The sequence below is a fragment of the Vibrio mexicanus genome, from assembly GCF_001012815.1.
Taxonomy (GTDB): domain Bacteria; phylum Pseudomonadota; class Gammaproteobacteria; order Enterobacterales; family Vibrionaceae; genus Vibrio; species Vibrio mexicanus.
In genome coordinates, this window is sequence record NZ_JYJP01000106.1 from 1 (window position 1) to 21,957 (window position 21,957).

19 protein-coding genes, 1 other RNA gene and 3 pseudogenes are annotated in these 21,957 nt (G+C 45.3%); 7 read left to right on the forward strand and 16 right to left on the reverse strand.

Annotated elements, in window-relative coordinates; genetic code table 11:
• The 4 genes and pseudogenes from UA76_RS15625 to UA76_RS15640 all read right to left on the reverse strand — a co-directional run.
• Positions 1–428 (reverse strand): TnsA endonuclease N-terminal domain-containing protein (locus UA76_RS15625; protein ID WP_047048037.1); only part of this gene is annotated, 428 nt, incomplete at its 3' end.
• A gap of 123 nt (positions 429–551) precedes the next feature.
• Positions 552–648, reverse strand: an RNA gene (gene ffs / locus UA76_RS23130) — signal recognition particle sRNA small type.
• Between the two features lie 130 nt (positions 649–778).
• Positions 779–2,796 (reverse strand): annotated as a pseudogene (locus UA76_RS15635) (diguanylate cyclase).
• A 146-nt stretch (positions 2,797–2,942) separates the two neighbouring features.
• Entirely contained in the window at positions 2,943–3,683 is a 741-nt protein-coding gene (locus UA76_RS15640; protein ID WP_047048043.1) for a VP0952 family biofilm-associated protein, read from the reverse strand.
• A gap of 52 nt (positions 3,684–3,735) precedes the next feature.
• Between UA76_RS15640 and UA76_RS15645 the strand changes: the two genes are divergently transcribed.
• Positions 3,736–4,038 carry an MGMT family protein gene (locus UA76_RS15645; RefSeq protein WP_047048046.1) on the forward strand — a complete coding sequence of 101 codons (303 nt, stop codon included), beginning with the start codon at positions 3,736–3,738 and terminating at the stop codon, positions 4,036–4,038.
• 146 nt (positions 4,039–4,184) lie between these two features.
• Here the strand turns inward: UA76_RS15645 and UA76_RS15650 are convergent, their stop codons facing one another.
• Positions 4,185–4,577, reverse strand: a complete 393-nt coding sequence (locus UA76_RS15650) for a hypothetical protein (protein ID WP_047048050.1) — start codon at positions 4,575–4,577, stop codon at positions 4,185–4,187.
• A gap of 190 nt (positions 4,578–4,767) precedes the next feature.
• The gene (locus UA76_RS15655) at positions 4,768–5,247 is read right to left on the reverse strand and encodes a YcgN family cysteine cluster protein (protein WP_047048160.1); all 480 of its coding nucleotides are present in this window, start codon (positions 5,245–5,247) and stop codon (positions 4,768–4,770) included.
• Positions 5,248–5,395: 148 nt separating this feature from the next.
• Between UA76_RS15655 and UA76_RS15660 the strand changes: the two genes are divergently transcribed.
• Complete coding sequence (locus tag UA76_RS15660; RefSeq protein ID WP_047048052.1) at positions 5,396–5,644, forward strand: YkgJ family cysteine cluster protein; 249 nt, start codon at positions 5,396–5,398, stop codon at positions 5,642–5,644.
• Positions 5,645–5,712: 68 nt separating this feature from the next.
• Here the strand turns inward: UA76_RS15660 and recR are convergent, their stop codons facing one another.
• From recR to UA76_RS15695, 7 genes are all read right to left on the reverse strand, one after another.
• On the reverse strand, positions 5,713–6,234 hold the full coding sequence (gene recR, locus UA76_RS15665; protein ID WP_112417538.1) for a recombination mediator RecR: 522 nt from the start codon (positions 6,232–6,234) through the stop codon (positions 5,713–5,715).
• A gap of 113 nt (positions 6,235–6,347) precedes the next feature.
• Complete coding sequence (locus UA76_RS15670) at positions 6,348–6,677, reverse strand: YbaB/EbfC family nucleoid-associated protein (protein WP_047048055.1); 330 nt, start codon at positions 6,675–6,677, stop codon at positions 6,348–6,350.
• Between the two features lie 86 nt (positions 6,678–6,763).
• Complete coding sequence (gene dnaX / locus UA76_RS15675; protein ID WP_047048057.1) at positions 6,764–8,995, reverse strand: DNA polymerase III subunit gamma/tau; 2,232 nt, start codon at positions 8,993–8,995, stop codon at positions 6,764–6,766.
• A gap of 36 nt (positions 8,996–9,031) precedes the next feature.
• A complete protein-coding gene (gene apt, locus UA76_RS15680; RefSeq protein ID WP_047048164.1) occupies positions 9,032–9,577 on the reverse strand; it encodes an adenine phosphoribosyltransferase in 546 nt (181 codons plus the stop codon).
• 143 nt (positions 9,578–9,720) lie between these two features.
• Positions 9,721–10,125 carry a YbaN family protein gene (locus UA76_RS15685; protein WP_047048060.1) on the reverse strand — a complete coding sequence of 135 codons (405 nt, stop codon included), beginning with the start codon at positions 10,123–10,125 and terminating at the stop codon, positions 9,721–9,723.
• Between the two features lie 23 nt (positions 10,126–10,148).
• On the reverse strand, positions 10,149–10,280 hold the full coding sequence (locus tag UA76_RS25240; RefSeq protein ID WP_047048063.1) for a hypothetical protein: 132 nt from the start codon (positions 10,278–10,280) through the stop codon (positions 10,149–10,151).
• Positions 10,281–10,462: 182 nt separating this feature from the next.
• Complete coding sequence (locus UA76_RS15695; protein WP_047048066.1) at positions 10,463–11,560, reverse strand: response regulator; 1,098 nt, start codon at positions 11,558–11,560, stop codon at positions 10,463–10,465.
• A gap of 238 nt (positions 11,561–11,798) precedes the next feature.
• On the opposite strand from UA76_RS15695, the gene UA76_RS15700 reads away from it, so the two are divergent.
• Positions 11,799–12,674 carry a LysR family transcriptional regulator gene (locus UA76_RS15700; RefSeq protein WP_047048068.1) on the forward strand — a complete coding sequence of 292 codons (876 nt, stop codon included), beginning with the start codon at positions 11,799–11,801 and terminating at the stop codon, positions 12,672–12,674.
• A gap of 54 nt (positions 12,675–12,728) precedes the next feature.
• Here the strand turns inward: UA76_RS15700 and UA76_RS15705 are convergent, their stop codons facing one another.
• The 3 genes and pseudogenes from UA76_RS15705 to fadI form a co-directional block, all read right to left on the reverse strand.
• Entirely contained in the window at positions 12,729–13,277 is a 549-nt protein-coding gene (locus tag UA76_RS15705; RefSeq protein WP_047048071.1) for an NAD(P)H nitroreductase, read from the reverse strand.
• Positions 13,278–13,400: 123 nt separating this feature from the next.
• A complete protein-coding gene (fadJ, locus tag UA76_RS15710) occupies positions 13,401–15,566 on the reverse strand; it encodes a fatty acid oxidation complex subunit alpha FadJ (protein ID WP_047048074.1) in 2,166 nt (721 codons plus the stop codon).
• Positions 15,566–16,871, reverse strand: a pseudogene (fadI, locus tag UA76_RS15715) (acetyl-CoA C-acyltransferase FadI). Before fadI ends, fadJ begins: the two are co-directional and overlap by 1 nt.
• Positions 16,872–17,454: 583 nt before the next feature.
• Between fadI and UA76_RS23135 the strand changes: the two are divergent.
• The 4 genes and pseudogenes from UA76_RS23135 to UA76_RS15730 form a co-directional block, all read left to right on the forward strand.
• Positions 17,455–18,009, forward strand: a pseudogene (locus UA76_RS23135) (sigma-70 family RNA polymerase sigma factor); the annotation flags it as partial.
• Positions 18,010–18,738 carry a DUF3379 family protein gene (locus UA76_RS15720; protein WP_047048167.1) on the forward strand — a complete coding sequence of 243 codons (729 nt, stop codon included), beginning with the start codon at positions 18,010–18,012 and terminating at the stop codon, positions 18,736–18,738.
• 249 nt (positions 18,739–18,987) lie between these two features.
• Positions 18,988–20,325 carry an outer membrane protein transport protein gene (locus tag UA76_RS15725; RefSeq protein ID WP_047048076.1) on the forward strand — a complete coding sequence of 446 codons (1,338 nt, stop codon included), beginning with the start codon at positions 18,988–18,990 and terminating at the stop codon, positions 20,323–20,325.
• A gap of 277 nt (positions 20,326–20,602) precedes the next feature.
• Positions 20,603–21,946: an outer membrane protein transport protein gene (locus tag UA76_RS15730; protein WP_047048079.1), complete on the forward strand. Its 1,344-nt coding sequence runs from the start codon at positions 20,603–20,605 to the stop codon at positions 21,944–21,946.
• The last annotated feature ends 11 nt before the right edge of the window (positions 21,947–21,957 follow it).

Consider the following 21,957-nt stretch of genomic DNA (forward strand, 5'->3'; position numbering starts at 1 on the left):
GTTCTCAAACCAGAATAACCATGTAAGAGCTTTAAATTGGATAGGAAAAAGCCTGCTCTTATTTGCTTTTCTGTGACAAGAATCAGTTTCTTTTGATGGTCTTTCTTAGCTACTCTTTGCTTTTCAGCAAATCTCACCCGAAAGTCTTCTTTGGTGGTTTGACTGGAGTGTTTAACTTCAACAAGAGTTCCATTATCTGAATCATTAAACAGTTGAAAATCTGGTGTATATCTGCACGTTCTCCCGTTAAATAAGTATTCAAAACCAAACGGTTGAGACTCATATCGAGCTACTTTAGGGTTGTACTCTGCGTGAAAACAGAAATCAAACTCAAGTATCGACATTGTACGGATAACCGAGTCATTCTTGAGACTCATGAACTTGCAAATATTGTGAACTGCAGAGGATTTTTTAGTTTGGTCGTACATAGTCAGAATCTACTTATTTGTAGTAAACCTACAACAAAAAGTAGTCTATGCAGACTTATAGTGCAAATATGCGAAGAAGCCTGCAATTTATGCGAACATATATTGCAGGCTTCAAAGGGGTGGAAGCCCCAGCCACATCCCGGCACACAAGTCACACGCTGCGGCTGCTTCCTTCCGGACCTGACCGAGTTCACGAGCTATTGTTGCGGGAGGACCAGGGCCTCCATAGATTCTGTTTCTTTGAGTCGCCTCAAAGAGTGTTTGGATTATCAAGTATCCCTTGCCCCTTTGCAAGAGGATATCGATAAATTTGCTTGTTTTACTCTTTAAGTGGCGAGCAAATAACCGGACTAACTGTGAATTCCCACTAATGGCTCTTGTTCGACTGTTTTTACAGCCATTTTGCTAGCGCGTTTTTCTTTATACATGGCTTGATCTGCACAATTAAGAACCGCTTGTAGGCTCATGGGTTCGTGCCGCTTAACTGAAAGTCCAATTGAGGAGGTGACCGGAAATGTTAAGTCTTTAGAGCCACTATAATAGCGACAAATTCCTAATGACTGTTTCACTTTGTCGATATCTTTATCTTTGGCCTTTCCGACTAATATAAACTCATCACCGCCAATTCGATAACAGTCTCCCTGCCAAACGGATTTAATCCTTTCCGCGATCAACCTGAGTACATCGTCCCCGACTTCATGGCCATAGCTATCGTTGATCGATTTGAAATGATTCACATCAATGTAAACAAGTGCAAGTTCAGGCCGTACCCCTCCCCTATACTTTCGGTGAAGTGAACGGCGATTCTTGAGTGATGTCAGATTATCAGTATTAGATTGTATATGTAGGTAAAAGGCAAACACACCTACAATGCCAAGAACTAACAGTAGTATCATTTGATTATTTCTTGAATAGCGTTTTTCTGCTTGCAGCGCGGCTTGCCAATTGGGGGCAAGATCATATTGTTCGATTATTTTCGTCACGTCTATCATCTTGATAGCACGAGAGAACAGCCCACTGAGGATTTCGCCTTTCACCGTTTTGGCAAAACCCAACGCTATATTCGCGCTATAAAAAGGGGCGATGCTACTTGCTTTGGTGATAGGCAAGTCACCAGAGGCATTACGTAAAATTCGGTTAAAGGTCGCCTCACTTAGGGAGATATAACTAACCTCACCTTGAAGTAAAGCAGCAATCTGAGCGTCTACATTAGAATAACGAAGCAATGTCTTTTTCGGCAGCAGCGACGTTAGCAGCTCATCATAAATATCACCCGATACCACACCGATTTGCTCCGTCACCAACTCAGATACATTGCGATAAACGCCAGTCTTATATCCCTCTCTCGTCACCAAAATGGCATTCGCCTCATAATAAGGCTCACTAAAATTCACGAATTCTTTGCGGCTTTCCGTCACTGTAATGGGGGTCAGAATGTCAATTTGCTTATCAATTAAACTCGTATACATGGTTTCCCACGTTTCAGTGGCAGGGTTAACGAGTTGGCAATCTAACATCAGCACTTGGCAAGCTTCGAATAACACTTCAGCGCTGATACCAGTGACCGAGCCATCACCATTAAACACTGCAAAGTTACCGACGTTCTCCAGCTTGACCTTCAATGGCTCTTTTATGTTCAAACCACTGTTGTACACCGCACTGCGTAAAGCTTGTTGACGAATCGTAAACTGATAGTTCTCAATAGACTCTCGTAAATGCTGCTGCACGTATGCAGAATGCACGACTCGCTCAAACTGGCCAAGCCAATCACTGTGATTACCTTTAGCCGTGACGATAGAGACAGGTTTAATGGTGAGTTGGTGGTTTAAAAGCTGAGCATCCATACCTGACATCAGCATTGGCTTTAGCTGATTGATGGCATCAACGACTCCTTCAACCTCTCCCGAATCTAGTAACCACTTGCCATGATCGTATCCCGAATACTCAACTTGCTTGATGTAGGATAATGCTGTCTGATTAAACTGCCATAGATGGTGTCTTTAGGCACGCCAACCACATTAACGTCCCTTAATGTGGCGTTGTTTAAGCTGTATAGATAAGTGTATTCAATATTAGTTGGCGAAGAGAAGTCGAACAACAGCGCACGGCTGTCTGTGTAAGTCACATTCGCAGCAAAATCTGCTTGCTTCGACGCAACTGCTGACAAGATTTCATCAAAACTAGGGTAAGTCACATACTCAATGGAAACATTTAAGTCGTCAGATATTGCATCAAACAACACTCTACTCACCACATCATCCGCTTCTATCGCAACCTTAAAAGGCGCAGGGCTAGAGGCATATGACACCATCGAATAAAGCAAGGACGCTGACATCCATAACAGCAGGACCAAAATACGCTTGTGCATAATGAGTGAGTGAACACTTCTCCGAGTTCAGGCTAACAAGTTACACAATACTAACTTAAACCAAACACTATGCACACAAATACACTAAGCGCGATGTCATATTTTGAATGATAAATACTAAAACATTTATAAGCCCAGAAGATGTATCAGAACTCTTCCTGATTCTCGCTGCTACGCAGAATATAATCTGTCATCCAAGCCGTTGCGAGTAAACATAGCCAAACGACAAACACTGGTTGTGGCACTTCAATACTTGGCGACACGACCAGTGCGGCGAAGCCCACCGTTGGTAGCGTCCAGCACAACAACTTGTTCCACTTGAACGTCTTGAGCTGGGTTAAGCTTTCCATAGACGCCATAATACCCGTCACGCTCAGCGCCAATAGAGCAGCATAAGATAAGTCGGCGATCCATAGTGGTAGAATCAATCCTAACGTCCACCAGCTGTGTTTATTATTTGGCTTCCAATGACTCGCAGCCCACCAAATCACAATCACCGAAAGTGTTTGGATACCCGTGACAGTTGCGCTTCCGTCCAGCTTACCGCCCATCTGTGTCACCATGATACCGACTTGTAGAGTCAGAACGATAAAGGCAATGACTCCCACAACCATAAGACTGCTGCGTCGAGAGAATATAACCATGAGAAGTGGAAACAAAATCCACACGCTGATCGACAGCGCGATTGGTTGATGTGGAAGCGTCAGCCCATAGGTTATCATTGCCGCAAGTAGAGCGAGACCTGCGTAACGTGCTTGGGGGAAAATCCATAACGCGGGGATCACAAGCGCGAGTACTGGAATGTCTCCTTCACTCAAACTCATTGCTCGTGCACAAACTACCGCTAATAGTGTTGTGATAATAAACTGAAACATCGAGAATACCATGCCAACTCCCTATACCTTTCCGTGGTAACTATTGAACAAGGACAAATTCAGTATGGATCAATTCTTAGCGCAAATCTTTGCTGTAATTCACCAAATTCCGCAGGGAAAAGTGGCAACTTATGGAGACATCGCACGTTTTGCAGGTTTTCCTGGTTACGCTCGCCATGTAGGACGTGCATTGGGAAACTTGCCTGAGGGTTCAAAACTGCCTTGGTTTAGAGTGATAAACAGTCAAGGTGCTATCTCGCTAAAAGGCGATTCATTTGAAAGGCAAAAGGCCGCGTTGATTCAAGATGGCATTGAAGTCAGCGAAGCGGGGAAGATAAAACTCAGGCTCTATCGATGGCAGCCGTAGCCACTCTTGTCAACTGAGATATGTTTACTTGTGAGAGGCTTACTTGAGCACTGGTTACTTGAAAATGGCGGCCGACTTGAAGGTGGTTTCTTTGAACCTGATTAAGAGCCTACTCTTTGATCCTACAGCATAGGAAAAAAGACATCTCACACTGAGCCTTTTGCACTCATCATTGACTGAATTGCTTGGTGTATTTCCTGATTGAAAACGATCAAGGTGGTGCCGACAACACAGATGACGATACCCACAATCTCCACGACGTTTACCGTTTTTTTGAAAAACGCCCACTGAACCAAAATTGCTATCGCAAATGCCGCTACTTTAGCAATGATATTTAGTGAAGGATAAGAGAAGACTTCGCTGCCTTTACCGTAGAACATAGTAAAGCCAACAGTGCCCGCATAGGTGACAGGCAGTGTAACGAGCGCAATCTTCAGCACGGATGCCAAGGTAAGTTCACTAGCGTTACTCATACCCATTAAGTTTGGAACTTGCGTCATCACTGTCGCTAAAATTAGTGAAGATATAATCAAGCCCATACTGCTATTTTCCCGCCAACCCGTGATAAAGAGCGCGTAATTTAGTCAGTTACTGGTCAATTTGCAAGCAGTTATTTGAACAATTACTCTAGCTGAATTTAGACCGAATAGGAAAGTCTTTATCAATTAGATAGATATCAATTAAGGCTTCTATCAAGAAACAAACATTAAGAATGAAACAAGCACGAACTTAATCAGTTCGCGCATCTCTTATAAACCTAACCTTGGGGTTCACTCGGTCGGGCAAGTTTAGGATGTGATCTTCCCAGTTCACCACGTCAATTTCGTAAACCACTTTGTTTCGCACACTTTCGCCGGCCGCATGCATAGCAGATTTAGAACCTGTGATCAGCGGGTGCCATTCTGGAAGCGGGTTACCCTCAGCCAATACTCGATACGCACACGTATCTGGCAACCAGTGGAACTCATCAATTTTATCGCGAGTGAGTTTTAGACACTCTTCCCCCGAGCTAAATCGATTTGGGTAATCTTTGCATGAACAGGTTTTACTGTTTAACCAGCTGCACGCGACATTGGTGTAATAGACTTCATCCGTGTCTTCATCCATGAGTTTGTGTAAGCAGCACTTACCGCAACCATCGCAAAGAGATTCCCACTCTTGCTCGGTCATCTGTTCAAGGCTTTTGTGTTGCCAGAATGGAGTCGTCATTGATTCAGTCTTCATATTAGGAGCAGGATGCGTTTTATACCTTTGAGGGCTATGAATTTCAAGTGCTGTTAGGAACAGTATAAACTTTGAGCTGCATCACAAAGTAATTTTTGCTACTATCGCGCCGTTTTTTTGATTGGATTCTGTTATGGATTGTCGTCTTGGCTGTGGTGCCTGCTGTATTGCACCGAGTATTTCATCCGCTATTCCCGGTATGCCCAATGGCAAAAAAGCGGGTGAGCGCTGCATTCAACTTAATGAAGACAATCTGTGTAAGCTGTTTGGCAAAACTGAAAGGCCGAAAGTTTGTCATGACTTCAAGCCCTGTCCGATTGTTTGCGGCAACACCAATCAAGCCGCCTTTGACAACATCACCGAGCTTGAAAGAGTGACATAGTTAAGTCGAATAAAGAAAAAGCCGCTATCAAAGCGGCTTTTTGCAATTTAGTTTCGTTTTGATCTTCGCTAAGACAGCTTTTGACGACCAAGCAGCGAATGCGACAGCGTTGTCCCATCAACCAACTCAAGTTCACCACCAACTGGGACACCATGAGCGATTCGACTGGCGCTGACACCATGCTCTCTACAAAGTTCAGCAATGTAGTGAGCGGTCGCTTCACCTTCTACGGTTGGATTGGTGGCTAGTATAACTTCACTAACATCACCACGGCGTAAACGGTAGTCCAACACATCTAAGCCGATATCGCTTGGGCCAATGCCGTCAAGTGGCGACAAATGTCCCATCAAAACAAAGTATCGACCAGAGAACTGTCCCGTTGCTTCAACCGCTGCAATATCTGCAGGGCTTTCTACAACACACAGTTGACCATTTTCCTGACGCTTAGGATTGGTACAAATGTGACAGGTTTCTTCCTCTGTGAAAGTGCGGCATTCGTTGCAGTGACCGATTTCAGTCATCGCTTTACTCAACGCTTCAGCAAGCTGAAGGCCACCTTTTCTGTCTCGCTGTAACAAATGAAAGGCCATACGTTGCGCCGACTTGGGGCCAACCCCAGGTAGACAACGTAAGGCTCCATCAATTGTTCCAGCATATGGCTGGTTCGCATCTGAGTTCCTATTTATAAAGGTTCAGATCGAACTTAGAATGGCATCTTCATGCCTGGTGGTAGTTGCATACCCCCAGTCACACCTGCCATTTTCTCTTTTTGAGTCTCTTCAACACGACGAGCCGCATCGTTAAACGCAGCAGCGATAAGATCCTCTAACATCTCTTTGTCGTCTTCCATTAAGCTTTCGTCGATTTCTACGCGACGAGTGCTGTGGCTACCCGTAATCGTTACTTTCACAAGGCCAGCACCAGATTCACCGGTCACTTCCATATTTGCGATTTCTTCTTGAAGCTTTTGCATGCGATCTTGCATTTGCTGGGCTTGCTTCATTAGGTTGCCCATACCGCCTTTACCAAACATGTTAATCTCTCTGGTTTTATTGGGTGTTTCGTAGTTAATGGGGCTGAAGTTATAAAATTCAACCCCTTTCGTATTCTTGTTGACCGTTAAATTGGTCGGACGCTGTCTCTGTCTAGTTCGGCCGCAAATCGTTGCTCAAAGAACTTAACGTGGCTATCTTCTTCCAAACTATCATAAGCTTGCTGAAGTTTACCTTGATACAAAGTATCTCGCAGTTCAAGCGGTGTAGTGCCACTTTCACCAATCTCTACCGTTAACTGACATTCTTCACCAAGCTCTGAATTTAAGGCTGCAAGCAATTCGCTTTGAGCTTTATCTGTATTGAGGTGCGCTTGGCTGTTTCTCAACGTCAGTGCTATGGTGCTGCCATCTTTAGTATAGGCCGAATTAAGTGCAAGCTGTTCAACAAGCTTCGCTGTCGAGAGTTTTGAAATCAGAGCTGCCCACTCATCTTGAGCATTCGACTCTTCCACCAGCTTCTGCGCCATTTCAGGCGTCTTTATGTGCTCTAAAGCGCGTTTAATCTGCGTAGGTGTCAGTTCCGTACTTTTCTCTTTCACTATCGGTTTAGAAGGCTTCCACTGATAAGGTTCATTCTCCTTTTCTGCGGTTTCTTGTGTGTGTGAATGAGAAGACAGAGGCGACACCCGCTCTGAGCCTTGGTGCTTTTGAGCAACACGATCAAGGACAGATTCTTTTTTTGCAGATGCCGCACTAGCCTTTTTTGGGCTATTGCCCTTATTTTGACCAGACGCAGCGTTTGATGATCCAGAAAGACCTTTACGTTGTGAGCGCAACTGATGTCGCAAACCACTCACTGGCGACGACGCTTTCGGTGCTGGTTCAGATTGGGGTTGCGCCTGCTCCGGTGCAGGTGTCGGCGCTTGCCCCATCATCGGTTCTGAAGGTACATCGTAGTTCGCTGGTGGCTCAATGCTAGACGTGTCAAACCCTGGAGGCGGCTCTGAATACCCCATTGAGTCTTCGTAACCATACGCTGGTGGCGCTGATAATGGTTGCTCATACGCTGGTGATTCAGGTGTTAGCGACTCAGATGAGTAGCTTGGTTCATCTACACGATCTAATGCAGCAGAAGGCGCTGGTGCCGGTTGATTAGGTCGCTCAACAGCCGAAGCTTGCGCTTGATTAACAACATTTGCTGATGATGGCGTCGAAACTGGCGCTGCTACTGCTTGGCTAGGCTCAGTTGAGATGACATTAACTGCCATCGACTTGACAGGGCGAAAAGCAAGCATTCGCAGCAAGATCATTTCAATGCCCATTCGCTCAGAAGGCGAAGCCGTCAAATCAGCGCGACCTTTCAACGCAATCTGATAATAAAGCTGAACATCTTCAGGAGAGAGCGCACGGCTTAGTAGCTCAATTTTCTCAGAATCTGGCTGACCTTGATCGAGCGTTGATGGTAATGCCTGATACATAGCAATTCGATGAAGTTGTGAGGCCAACTGCTGCAGTAGCCCATCCCACTCAACACCATTTGAGGCCAATTTCTCAACACAACCCATTACAACTTGTGCCTGCTTAGCACTGATCGCTTCAAGAACATGAATCGCTTGGTCGGTATCAAGTGTACCTAGCATGTGCGCGACAGAGTCAGTCAGCACCTTGCCATTACCCAAAGCAATAGCTTGGTCCGTTAAGCTCAAGGCATCACGCATACTGCCGTCAGCTGCGTGTGAAATCATCCCTAAAGCTCGAGCCTCGGCTTCTACACTTTCAGCCGCCAGAACCTTGTCGAGCTGCTGATGGATAGTATCGACGCTGATTGGCTTAAGGTGGAACTGCAAACAACGCGACAGAATTGTCACTGGCAGTTTCTGAGGATCGGTCGTAGCAAGCAAGAACTTCACATACTCTGGCGGCTCTTCCAAGGTCTTTAAAAGCGCATTGAAGCTGTGACGCGACAGCATGTGCACTTCATCAATCAGATAGACCTTGAAGCGCCCACGGGCCGGTTTGTATTGAACGTTATCCAGTAGCTCACGTGTGTCTTCAACTTTGGTGCGAGAAGCCGCATCGATCTCTAATAGATCGACAAAACGACCTTCGTCGATCTCTTTACAGGTTGAACACTCACCACAAGGTGTCGCGGTAATACCCGTTTCACAGTTCAAACCTTTAGCAAACAGGCGTCCGATCGTGGTTTTACCCACGCCACGCGTCCCACTAAATAAATAAGCATGGTGCAAACGATTTTGCGCCAGCGCGTTCTCTAGTGCCGTTAGTACATGAGCCTGTCCAACAACTTCATTGAACTGGGTCGGTCGCCACTTACGGGCGAGAGCAAGATAACTCATTAAGATGTCCAGTTATTTATTTAGGGACAATTGACCTTAGTGGCCTTCAAATTCGCAAATACTGTAAACCTCTAAGCCAAGGTTTTTCAGACGAACATCGCCACCAATTTCAGGTAGATTAATGACAAAAGCAGCGTGCTCAACGGTACCACCAAGTTGGCGAATCAGTTTGGTCGTCGCTTCAATCGTACCGCCTGTTGCAAGAAGGTCATCCACCATCAGTACTTTGTCATTTTCGTTGATTGCATCAACGTGAATCTCAAGTGTGTCTGTGCCGTACTCTAGCTCGTAAGACTGCGCGACGGTTTCACGAGGTAATTTACCCGGCTTACGAACAGGAACAAAGCCCACGCCCATTTCTAGCGCAAGTGGCGCGCCAAACAAGAAACCACGAGCTTCCGTACCAACAATCTTGGTAAAGCCCATGTCTTTGTACTTCTCGACCAACAGTTGAATCGTCGCTTGATAAGCTTTCGCGTCTTCCATCAGGCTGGTGACATCACGAAACAGGATGCCCTTCTTAGGGTAATCAGGAATGCTCTTGATGCTTGATTTGATCAGTGAAAGGGTTTCAGTTGTCATAATTTGGTTTCTTAGATTGGCTTCAATTTTGGCTTTGTCGTCAAAACCGAGAGGCATTAATACAGGCTTCTACTCAACTGGTTGTTCTGCGCAGCAGAGTAAACAATCATCCCCACAGTAAGTGGGCACACTTGTGTGTAATGCTAGTGATTTTCTTGGCCGTGATCAACTGACTCATGTATCGGTAAACGCACAAACCAGGTGATCAAGACCACAAGGCCAATCAACAGCCCAACTTTCAACCAAAAATGCGGCACGACGATAATTGAAAAGGTAAAGCTCAGTACAATAAGTACTGCTCCACGACGTTTGACTTTGCGACTTACGGCACGATGCTGCTCCCAATTGGAAATAATTGGGCCGAAAGTTTTGTGACTGTGCATCCACTGATGGAATCGAGGGCTACTGCGCATAAAACAAGCGCTGGCCAAGAGAACAAATGGAGTAGTAGGAAGAAGAGGAAGGACGATGCCGATAACACCGAGAATTAAACTGAGCCCACCAACGACATTGAGAAAGAGACGGCGAATATTGATGATGGGCTCCAGTGGGTTGAATCAACCAAGTTCAGTTAGCCACCAACGTAACCGTTAAATACCTTAATCCACGTTAGAGTGGCCGGTAATGTAGGGATCAGTAGCGCTGCGATAAATCCGAGAAAGTAGAGTACATTATAAGGTTCTTTAAAATCTTTGTCTGCCATGATGAACTTCCAGTTTTTTTGCTGAGCTTCGCTCCCTTTTCGCAGCCAGTTCTGACTGTTAAGAGAGTCATAAATTTATTTTGGTTCGTGACTATAGCTCAATAATGAGACAACAAATACCGATTAAAAAAAGGGTTATTGTCGAAACAATAACCTTCCCATATCGTTAAATGCTGAAATATCTACATATGCTGACTCTGGTAGATTTCTAAACTAAAGCTACTCGACCCGATACGGTTCAGCATCAATTGACAAGACGAGTCGATAGGCAAATCTTTCATAATAAAGTTCTTTCCTATCTGTTCACCTAACATATTTTCCGCTTCGATATGTTGAGTGGTTTGGGAATTACTCCACCGTGCATCAAGGCCCGCAGGCAACAAAGAAATCGTTCCTTGGGTCATATCCACAACGCCGAACAAAGCGCGAATCGGCCCGGCGCTGCTCGAACAAGCAATGCCTTTCTCTAACACATACGCGATGTCTTTAAGGTCGGCATTGAAGCTCTTGAGGTTCCGTAAATAGTCGTGGAATAGCGCACGAACCAGCAATGTTGTCGCGACACCAGTCTCTTCCGAAGCAGAATCCACAAGATAAAACGCAAACTGCCCATTCATTAGCCACGCGTAGTCAAAAACCAATGGCATGGTGTCGGCAGATTGTAAAAGCCTATAACTGCACTTCCACGCGCCTTGTGATGTGTCCTTATCTGGCAATAGTGCATGTAATAGGTCACGAGCGGCATTTGGGTTTTCTTGCAAATACTCTAAGTGCCAATGAAGCTCTTGTTCTTCAGGCACATCTCCGCCGTCTACCCGGAACCATTGGCTAGCAAAATCGCGTTGGTCACAGAGATGATCGGAGGAATCGTCAAGTGTATTCTCGACCGCTTCCAACAAATGCTTTGGGTTGGATATCGGTTTAGGCAAAAAGTCCTTAATACCAAATCGAAGTGCTTGCGCCACATCAGACATTTCATCCGTTGCAGACACAACGATGAGAGGTAATGAAGGATATTCCAAACTGATCTCTTCAACGAACTCCAACCCACCTAAGATTGGCATGTTAAGATCGCAAAGAATCATATCAGGCTCAGCGGTACGCAGTTGTCTTAATCCATCCAACCCGTCTTCTGCTTCGATGACACTGTATCCCTTCGCCTCAAGACAACTTCGAGTTATACGACGAAAAATCGGATCATCGTCGACAACTAAGATAAGTTTTTCAGTCACAGCCGTTGGTGTCGATGGTACGCTAGCCACAGTGTGTGATTTGTACATAACTTACGCCTCACTCGTAAATTCATTAATATCTTTTTATTGTTATTTTAGTCAACTCTAGACACTCTCTAAAAAGTAGCCCTGAAATTACGTTTATACAAATATAGTGATGTTGAGCCAAGTTTTGCACTATATGTATGAAAGCTCATATATTGTTACTCTTGTTGATATGCCTCAAAAATTTACAATTAGATAAGCGATAAATTGGGAGTAAGTGTAAAAAATCATGTCGAGCACAATGAAATTAGACGATTTAAATCTATTCAGACTGGTAGTAGAAAATGGAAGCTATACCGCAACTTCGAAAAAAACTTCCATTCCAGTGGCCACGATTACTCGACGTATTCAAGCGCTCGAAGAGTCTCTTAACATACGTTTACTCAACCGCCATGCGCGTAAATTGACGCTGACAGAAGCAGGTGAACGTTTCTTTAGAGAATGTGCCCCATTGTTAAAACAGCTTTCCATGCGCGCTGTTGAGATTAGCGACGACTGTCGAGGGGCGGCGGGTAAGATTCGTATCTCTTCTCCGACCAATATCACTAAACGAACCATGATGCCGATGTTCAACGCATTCATGGCAAAGTATCCGCAAATCAGCTTAGAGCTCACCACAAGTAACAGCCCTGACGAGTTAGACCCAACTGAGTGGGATGTCATCTTCCGAGTCGGCCCACAGCGTGATTCAAGCTTAATTGCCCGCAAGATCAGCGAAGTTAAAGATATCTTGGTGGCAAGTCCTTTGTATTTGAAGCAGCACCCTGCGCCGCTGCATGCAGAAGATTTGGTCAACCACCAGCTGTTAAAAGGCCACCCTCTATTAAAGTGGCAATTGACAAACAGCAATGGCGAGCACGTCGTTAATAACGACAAAGGACGCTTTGAAGCAAATGCCTTGAATGTGGTGAGAAGTGCTTGTTCTGAAGGGCTAGGTATCACTTTAATGCCAGATGTAATGATCAAAGAGTACATTGAAAGTGGGAATCTAGTTCAAGTACTTTCAGACTGGAGTGCGAACCCGAGAGATCTCTACATGCTATATAATCATAAGGACCATCTCCCAGAGAAAGTCCGGCTGTTTATCGATTTCATCATTGAATACAACCAACACTAAAAAAGCCCGCTCATTTGAGCGGGCTTTCACTATCTAGGGGGTTATCTAAAAGCTCTACAAGAACTCAACAAATTTGCTCAGGTCGCGCTCCGGCACTTTCATCGGAGTACAACCCGGTGTGCCTAAGTAAAGAAAACCAACAATTTCATCTTCACCCGTTAAGCCAAAGGCTTGTTTCACTTCTGGGTGGAACATCCATTTACCCGAGCGCCAAAACCCTTGAAAGCCTTGCGCCACAGCGGCCATTTGCATTGCCTGCACTGCGCATCCCGCAGACAAATGTTGCTCAATTGCTGGTACTTTCTCATGTTCCGTCACCTTAGCGATTACAGTAATCACCATTGGCGCACGAAATGGAGCGTTAGATAACTTATCGATTACTGCGTCTTCGGCCTGCTCGGATTTTGCAGCAGAAACAAGAATGTTCGCCAACTTTTGCAAGCCTTCACCTTGCGCAATGACAAAACGCCAAGGGGTTAACCCTGCATGATCAGGCGCACGAAGACCTGCACGAATAATATTTTCCAAGGCCGCCCCTTCAGGCGCCGGTGCGGATAATTTAGCAATAGAACGACGGTTGAGCAGAAGATCCAAGGCTTCCATAGCATGTCCTTTATTATGTACTTATAGTGATGATAATAACTCTAAAAAACAAAAAGGCGAACAACCTGTTCGCCTTTGATTAACATAATTTAAACCACGCTATGCGCTATTAGTTATTGGTTATCAGCTATAGAATGTTTCATCTAAGCCCGCTCGGGTTAATAAACCATCACAAGGTGCAAAACGGTCGCCGTACTTTTCGGCGTGTTGATTCATAATTTCAACCAGTTCTTTAATGCCGATGCTGTCCATGTAACGGAAAGGTCCACCAAGGAAAGGAGGGAAACCAATACCGAAAATAGCACCAATGTCGCCATCACGTGGACTGCGAATAATACCTTCATCAAGGCAGCGAACCGCCTCGTTCAACATAGGGAGCACACTACGCATTCCTATGTCTTTAGCACTCATCTTCGCTTCGGGTGATAACTTCAGTAGCTTGTAGACTGACTTATCGACTTCTTTTTTCTTACCTTTGTAGGTGTAGAAACCTTTGCTGCTCTTTCTGCCTTTTCGGCCATCATTAAGCAAAGTATCAAATACATCAGGGCCTTTAAAACGTTCACCTAACTCGTTAACGAGAATCGGCATAATTTTCGCGCCAATGTCGATACCCACTTCGTCGAGCAGCGTTATTGGGCCCACAGGGAAGCCGAAATCAAGCAAGGCTTCATCTAGCTGCTCAATGGGTTCACCTGCCATCAATATTTGCGCCGCTTCATTCATATATGGGGCCAAGATACGATTGACATAAAAGCCAGCGCAGTCTTTAACGACGATCGGTGTTTTACCCTGTTTCTTTGCAAAATCTACGACAGTAGAAATGGTTTCTTGCGATGTCCCTTCATGAGGAATCACTTCGACCAGAGGCATTTTTTCAACAGGGCTAAAATAGTGCAAACCCACAATGTTTTCAGGACGGGCCGCTTTTTCAGCAATTTGATGAATCGGTAACGACGAGGTATTGGTAGCAAAGATCGTCTTCTCGCTGCTATTTGCTTCGATATCGGCGACCATTTGCTGTTTTAAGTCGAGATCTTCAAAAACCGCCTCTACAACAATGTCTCGGTTCTTGTAACTGGTGTAATCGATACCTCCCGACAACTTAAGCATATTCGCTTGCAGTTTAGCTTTACTGATAATTCTGCGTTTTCGCTGCTTTTCGAACAATTTATAGTTGTAATTAAGGGCGTTCAACACACCATCGTTTGACACATCTTTAATTCGAACTGGCAGTTTTGCTTTAGCCACACTTACATGAGCGATACCCGCGCCCATTAAGCCGCCACCGAGTACACCAATACGATTGACTTCAGCTGGTTCTGCATCACCACCCGTCTCTTTTTTCATTTCAGTCGTCGCAAAGAATATAGAGCGCAGTGCTTTAGATTGGCTCGTCATCACAAGCTCACCAAATCTTTGCGCTTCCAATTGCAAACCTTTGTCAAAGCCATGCTCTAAGCCGTGACGAATGACTTCTAAGATGAACTTCGTGGCAGGGTAATTGCCGCGCGCTTTTTGTTCTGTCTTCTTCTCTGCTTGTTCGAAAATGACTTTGCGACCCAATCCCGTTTTAGAGATCAGTTTCTCTTTGGTCGAGGTTTTACGGCTTGACTTCTTCGAACCAGAATTTTTCTCAACAAACTGCTTTGCAACGTCTAACAGAACAGTATTAGGCACACAAGCATCGGTTAAACCGAGCTTCTTGGCTTTCTTCGCTCGAAGCTGCTTTCCCGTCAGTATCATATCTAGTGAAGTGAGCAGCCCAACAAGCCTAGGTAAACGTTGCGTACCCCCGGAGCCCGGTAACAAACCCAATTGCACTTCAGGCAATCCCAATCGTGTTTTATCACTATCGCTGGTCACACGGTAGTCACAAGCAAGAGCCAACTCTAAGCCGCCTCCCAAGCATGGGCCATGGATCGCCGCCACCACAGGGTATGGCAAATCAGAAAGTTGCTGAAAGAGCTGCTGACCTTGCTCGGCAAGTTCTTGCGCCTCTTTTGCGGAAGGGCACGCTTCAAGCATTCGCACATCAGCCCCGGCAACAAAGTTATCTGGCTTAAGCGAATGAACGATCAAGCCTTTCACCGCACTGCCTTTTTCACTGAGCTGCGCAAAGATCGCTTTCATCTCTTCAGCAAATGCTGCCTGAAGAGTATTCATTTTTTCATTCGGCACATCAATGGAAAGCCACGCAATGTTGCTCTCATCGATCGTTAAACTAAATGCACTAGCAAGGTTGCCGTTTGACTGATTCGCTTCTGTTGCTTTGCTTACATCACTCATTATTCAACCTCCAAAATCATTGCTGCACCTAATCCACCCGCTGCACACGCGGTATTCAACGCTAAGCCACCTCCCCTGCGTTTCAGCTCTCGCAGAGTTTGTGTCATCATTCGCGCACCCGTTGCCGCGAATGGGTGTCCGTAGGCAATCGAGCCACCTAATACGTTAAACTTGTCCATATCGATTTCACCAATCGCTTTACCAAGCCCCAAATTTTCTTGCGCAAAATTTGTCGCTCGCGAACATTTTTACATTCGATAGAGCTTGAGCCGCAAACGCTTCATGCATGTCGATTAAGGTTAAGTCGGATAGTGAAACCCCCGCACGGCTGAGGGCGAGTGGGGTCGCATAAGATGGGCCCATGAGCATATCTTTTTCTACACCAATCGCAGTAAAGGCGTATGAACGAATGTAACCGAGCACTTCCATACCAAGCTCTTTCGCTCTACCCTCGCGCATTAACATCACCGCTGCTGCACCATCGGTAAGTGGCGTACTGTTTGCGGCAGTCACGCTGCCGTATTGGCGATCAAACGCAGGGCGAAGTTTGGCGTAGCTCTATTGTCGAGTCTGTGCGAATATTATTGTCTTTCGCTAACCACTTTTTGTAGGGTTCTGGGAAAGCGGTCATCACTTCCCCTTCAATCTTGCCATCTTCCCAAGCTTGCGCTGCAAGGGTATGCGAACGATGGGCTAACGCATCTTGTTCTTGTCGAGTAATACCGTGAGATTTAGCCATCTGCTCAGCGGTTTGACCCATTGACAGGCCTGTCGAATATTCGGCCACCGCAGGCGGCACAGGAAGAAGGTCTTTGAACGAGAGATTTTTTAGAATCTTAAGTTTCTGGCCAACGGTTTTCGTCTTGCTAAGCGCCAGTAAATTAGCGGCCAGCTTTTTTGATACACCGATTGGTAGTACAGAAGACGAATCCGCACCTCCTGCTATACCGATGTCGATTGTGCCCGCCATAATGCTTTCTGCAACGTTAACCGCAGATTGGAAACTGGTCGCACAGGCTCGAGTTACGCTGTACGCGTCGGTATGAATGTTCATCCCTGTACCCAACACAATCTCACGTGCAATGTTTGGCGCTTCTGGCATTTGCACCACCTGACCAAACACCACTTGATCAATGAGCTTAGGGTCGATGTCGGTTCTTGCCAGCATCTCGCTCACAACCATCTTGCCCAAATCAACTGCGGGTACTTGACTAAACTCGGTACTCTGACGGGCGAAAGGCGTTCTTAGCCAGCCACGACTGCGATTCGCTCACCTTGGCGAGTCGTCACATCTTGCCTGCTCATTGCATCTCCTTAAAACATAGAGGTCTGACCTGATGATATTGTAACGAGAATGTTAATATAATCAAACAGCCGTTTGAATAAACGTGACCTTCATGGCTATATGCTAATGAAGGCCCTGAAAAACAAAGAGTATTAAAGTGGCATGAGGGCGTAACTTCGCTTACATTTAACAAGCTATATACCCAAGTAACATCAAAATGGGTATAGACTGGAAGCAAAAAAAAACCACACAGAACTGTGTGGTTGGAATGTATAAAGCAATTAACTTACGCCAATTGAAATTAATCAGTTTCCTGATTAGGAGAAAGTAAAGTCAGCCTTCAAAAGGAAGTGTCATCTTGCTCAACATGTTGATTGAAACAATCAACTAGATGACGAGTGTTACTATAACGGCTTTCAGAGGGCGGATTTTGAAGTAGATCAATTTTCTGTCGATTACTCTTTTATCAGATCCGACCAATTGACCGAGTTACGCTCAATTACTCAGCCTTGCTCAGCCAGATACCCAAGCGGCTCAGACAAACACACAAAAGTTTCTTGGGTGCACATAACTCTATGAATCACAGAGCAAACGGAGGCTCATGTGTCAATTCGAAAACTTTTTGGAAATAAATCTTCAAACACTCCGGTCAGTGTAGATATGGAAAGACAAAGAAAGTATGAAGCGCTTGTTAGAGCGTATCATCGAGATCTGTATCGTTACGCCTATTGGTTGTGTAAAGATAAGTCGATCTCTGAAGATTTAGTTCAAGAGACGTGCTTAAGAGCATGGAAGTCCCTCGACAGCTTGCAAGACGAAAAAGCCGCAAAATCTTGGTTAATCACCATTTTGCGTCGCGAAAATGCAAGACGATTCGAACGTAAGCAGTTCGACCTTGTTGATATAGATGACCATAGCAACGAAGCGAAAATCTCAGATGATGCTCACCACCAAACAGAGTGGATACAAGCTGCGATCTTAAAACTAGACATCGAATATCGAGAACCGCTATTTTTGCAGGTTGTCGGCGGGTTTAGTGGGGAAGAGATCAGCCAGATTTTAGAGCTTAACAAGAATACCGTGATGACACGTCTGTTTAGAGCACGTAATCAGCTCAAAGAGATGATTGACTCTGATGAAAAGAATAGAGGCAGCAAAATGGATGAATTAGAATTTCGCCGCCAAATTATGTCCAACCCGAAAGCGCGGGACCAAGACATTTTAGATGCGCTAAGCGAGAATGAAAGCAACAGCAAGTTTGCTGACGACATTATGGAACTCGACAAAAAAATCGCGCAAGCGATGAATGTTGATGTCCCTGACGATCTTGCCGACCGCATTCTATTCAATCAAACGGCAGGTCAAAGCAACAATGTTGTTAAAGCCAACTTTACTAAACGTGCTTTGTCTTTAGCCGCATCTGTCGCCTTTACGGCTGGCCTGCTCATTGGGCAAGTCAATTGGGGTAATATCATTGTTCAGCCAGCTCAAGCGAGCTTAGCGAATACCGCTTTAAGCCACGTATTTGCAGAGAAAACCTTCATTATGGGGTTGGATGAACAGGTTTCTTCACAGCAGATCAATGTGAAGATGACGCCTTTTGCTTACAAGTTTACCGAGACTTTCCCGTATCACGTCTACTACCTGAATCATTGTGGTTTTGGCGATAGTAATGCAATGCATATGGTGTTTGCCGGTGAGGTTGGCCGCGTCACGATGTTCGTGACTAACGTGTTTAGTGACAAAGAAGTCAGCTTCGACAAGCAAGGAATGGTCGGCGTTGTCGCACCAATTGGTAATACCAGTATGATTCTTGTTGGCGAGCAGGGTGAAGATGTTGCTAAAATCGCCGAACAGCTGTCACATATCATAAAACCGGCTGCATAAGCTTTTATTGGCCAAGTAACCTCTACTTGGCCAATTTACAAACAATAAAATAGAGCTAAAGCTCTAAAAAACAAACTTTTCCACTAAATTCCTGCCAATTAGTCGTCATTTCAGCAATTTTACCTTCAAAGTTCGCAATGGTCGGATTTCTATATTCTATACTTGGGTCTAGGATCAGCCCCCAACTGAGCATTTGCTCAAATATATCGCCCATCTAGAGGCGAATATTAAATAAAGGAAAAAGCAACTATGAACAACTCGCGTCTGTTTAAAAAATCGCTCCTCGCAGTAACGATTGCTTCGGCATCATTTGCTACAACGCAAGCTACCGCAGCTGGTTTCCAGCTAAACTCTCAATCAGCAACAGGCCTTGGCCGTGCATTTGCAGGTGATGCTGTAATCGCAGACAACGCGTCTGTCATGTCACGTAACCCAGCGGCAATGTCATTGTTTGACCGCACAGAGCTTTCTCTTGGTGTTAACGTAATTAACTCAGAAGTTGATATTAAGGGTACGACTTACACAAACCCATCGTATTCTCGCTCTGTAGATGACATTCAAAACGACGCAACTTCTGTCGTTCCAAACATCTTTATTGCACACCCAATTAACGACAAGTTCGCGGTAGGTTTTGGTGCATATTCGAACTTTGGTACAACTAACGAGTTTGATAGCAACTGGGGTGCAGGTACAGGTACAGTAATTCAATCTCCACTAGGTACTACTGTAGCTCCTGGCGCAGATGCGTTTGGTGGCACGACTAACGTATCATCAATCAACTTACTACTAGCTGCTTCTTACCGTATAAACGATCAATGGAGCATTGGTGCAGGTCTAGATATCATTCATGGTGAAGGTGAGCTAAAACGCGACACTACAATGAATGTTATTACAACTCAGGACGGTCAAACGTTTACACCTGCGGGACAAACTACGCAAAACCTAATGGATGTTGACGCATCTGGTTGGGGCGTTGGTTTCAACCTTGGTGCAGTATACGAGCTAAACGAAAACAACCGTTTTGGCCTAAGCTACCACTACAGCCCAGAAATCGAAGCAAGCGGTACAGTTTCTTACCAAGGTAACGCCAACATCGGCGATCTGAAGATGCCTCTACCTTCGCGTGCTGAGTTCTCTGGTTACCACCGCATCGAAGATACTAAGTTTGCGGTACACTACAGCATTCAGTACATCAGTTGGAGCGACTTTGATGCGCTAGTCACAACTGACGGCACAAACATCAAAGATTACAAGTGGCAAGACACTTTCCACTACTCAATCGGTGGTACGTACTACATCAACCAAAACTGGGAAGCACGTATCGGCTACATGTTTGACGAAGGTGTACAAGACCAGCTAACGTCAGTTTCTGTACCTGATTCTGACCGTCAATGGTTCTCTGCTGGTGCAAGCTACCACTTCAATGCAGACCAATCTCTGGATCTAGGTTTCACTTACCTTGTGGGTGAAGACGTAGCAGTTGTTGATACAATCAACGGCGGCGCAGCAGCTGGCGGCCTAACACTGAACACAACAACGAAAGCAACCGCAATGCTATTCGGTGTACAGTACACGCACCGCTTCTAATTTCGATAGAAACGATAAAGGGTCGGGTTTCCGACCCTTTTTTATTTGCCTCTCTCTTTTTCAGCTTACACCTGTCATCAAATCCAACCTTTTCATACTACATTCGTTCGCTCAAATCAGATAACAAGCACTTAACAAATAGAATAATTAGCTAATTTTTCCATAATGTTAAGAATTTAGATTCAAAGAACTGCAATACACTGTTTTTAATTTTTAAAGTAATTGCTCTAACCGTAAACTCGCCGGACTCAAAACAATAAGTTCAGCGAACATAAATATGAAAAACAATAAAACAATACTATCACTTGCAGTAGCACTGGGTGTTGCTTCTCTCTCTAGCAGCGTTCATGCGGCAGGCTTCCAGCTTGCAGAATATTCAGCAACAGGCTTAGGGCGAGCTTACGCGGGCGAAGCTGCGATGGCAGACAATGCCAGCGCACAATGGCGTAACCCAGCGATGCTCACTTACTTAAAAGGTACTCAGGTATCTGTAGGCGCTATCTACGTCAACCCAAACCTCGATGTTGAAGGTACGGTTAGCTACTTGGATTACTCTGACTTCCAATCTAAACAAGTGGGCACTGCTTCAGACGACTTCGCTCTGGATGCCGTGATTCCAAACCTTTATGTCTCACACCAACTTAATGAGCAACTTTTCCTTGGTTTCGCACTAGGCACTAACTACGGTATGGAAACGAAGCTCGATGATAACTTCGCGGCAAGCCACTTTGGCAACGAAGCGATGATCAAAACCATTGAAGCCAACCTAAACTTAGCTTACCAACTTAACGAGGCTTGGAGCTTTGGTGGTGGTCTACGCTTTATTAGCGGTGAAGGCCACTTTGGCGCGACTGCGCCGGGCCACCTCCCATCAACGCCAACCCAAGTCAGTGCAACTACCGTCATTCCTGCTGCGGGCACCACGCTAAAGTATATGGAAGGTGAAGACACAGCATGGGGCTGGCAAGTCGGTACCGCATGGCAAATCAACCAACACCACCGCATTGGTTTCGCCTACAAGTCTGAAGTAAAGCTATCGCTTGACGGCTACGCCGAAGGTGTGGGCTTTGGGCTAATGCCAGGCCAAAAGAATGACGGTAATATGAAATTGCCTTTGCCAGCAACGCTTGAGTTAGCTTCTTACCACCAACTGACCGATGCACTTGCCGTTCACGCAAGCTTTAACTGGACAGATTGGAGTGCGTTCGAAAAGCTTGAAGCGAACTTAGTCGGTTACGATACTCCGCAAGAAGTAAAGATCGAGAACTGGGAAGATAACTATCGTTTCGCTATCGGTGCGACCTATCAAGCGATGCCGAAACTCGCTCTGCGTACAGGTATTGCTTATGACACGTCAGCGGTAAGCGACAAGAACCGCACGATCACAATTCCTGAGACAGATCGTACGTGGTTAAGTGTTGGTGCGAGCTACGAGTTTACGAAGAAGTTTACGCTTGATGGCGGTTTTACCTACATCATTGCTAAAGACGCAAGCATCAAAGAAGCGCGCAGCACAGACTATAAATCGGACGTATTGGCTGAGAGCATTGGCGGCACGTTCGTTGGTCAAACGAGTGGCAATGTATGGCTAATTGGTGTTCAAGCTAACTACCGTTTCTAGTAGCAGTGAAA

Coding starts and splice junctions, on each gene's coding strand:
- UA76_RS15640 (WP_047048043.1), bottom strand. CDS start 3,683: ATGGTATTCTCGATGTTTCAGTTTATTATCACAACACTATTAGCGGTA.
- UA76_RS15645 (WP_047048046.1), top strand. CDS start 3,736: ATGGATCAATTCTTAGCGCAAATCTTTGCTGTAATTCACCAAATTCCG.
- UA76_RS15650 (WP_047048050.1), bottom strand. CDS start 4,577: ATGGGCTTGATTATATCTTCACTAATTTTAGCGACAGTGATGACGCAA.
- UA76_RS15655 (WP_047048160.1), bottom strand. CDS start 5,247: ATGACGACTCCATTCTGGCAACACAAAAGCCTTGAACAGATGACCGAG.
- UA76_RS15660 (WP_047048052.1), top strand. CDS start 5,396: ATGGATTGTCGTCTTGGCTGTGGTGCCTGCTGTATTGCACCGAGTATT.
- recR (WP_112417538.1), bottom strand. CDS start 6,234: ATGGCCTTTCATTTGTTACAGCGAGACAGAAAAGGTGGCCTTCAGCTT.
- UA76_RS15670 (WP_047048055.1), bottom strand. CDS start 6,677: ATGTTTGGTAAAGGCGGTATGGGCAACCTAATGAAGCAAGCCCAGCAA.
- dnaX (WP_047048057.1), bottom strand. CDS start 8,995: ATGAGTTATCTTGCTCTCGCCCGTAAGTGGCGACCGACCCAGTTCAAT.
- apt (WP_047048164.1), bottom strand. CDS start 9,577: ATGACAACTGAAACCCTTTCACTGATCAAATCAAGCATCAAGAGCATT.
- UA76_RS25240 (WP_047048063.1), bottom strand. CDS start 10,280: ATGGCAGACAAAGATTTTAAAGAACCTTATAATGTACTCTACTTTCTC.
- UA76_RS15695 (WP_047048066.1), bottom strand. CDS start 11,560: ATGTACAAATCACACACTGTGGCTAGCGTACCATCGACACCAACGGCT.
- UA76_RS15700 (WP_047048068.1), top strand. CDS start 11,799: ATGAAATTAGACGATTTAAATCTATTCAGACTGGTAGTAGAAAATGGA.
- UA76_RS15705 (WP_047048071.1), bottom strand. CDS start 13,277: ATGGAAGCCTTGGATCTTCTGCTCAACCGTCGTTCTATTGCTAAATTA.
- fadJ (WP_047048074.1), bottom strand. CDS start 15,566: ATGAGTGATGTAAGCAAAGCAACAGAAGCGAATCAGTCAAACGGCAAC.
- UA76_RS15720 (WP_047048167.1), top strand. CDS start 18,010: ATGGATGAATTAGAATTTCGCCGCCAAATTATGTCCAACCCGAAAGCG.
- UA76_RS15725 (WP_047048076.1), top strand. CDS start 18,988: ATGAACAACTCGCGTCTGTTTAAAAAATCGCTCCTCGCAGTAACGATT.
- UA76_RS15730 (WP_047048079.1), top strand. CDS start 20,603: ATGAAAAACAATAAAACAATACTATCACTTGCAGTAGCACTGGGTGTT.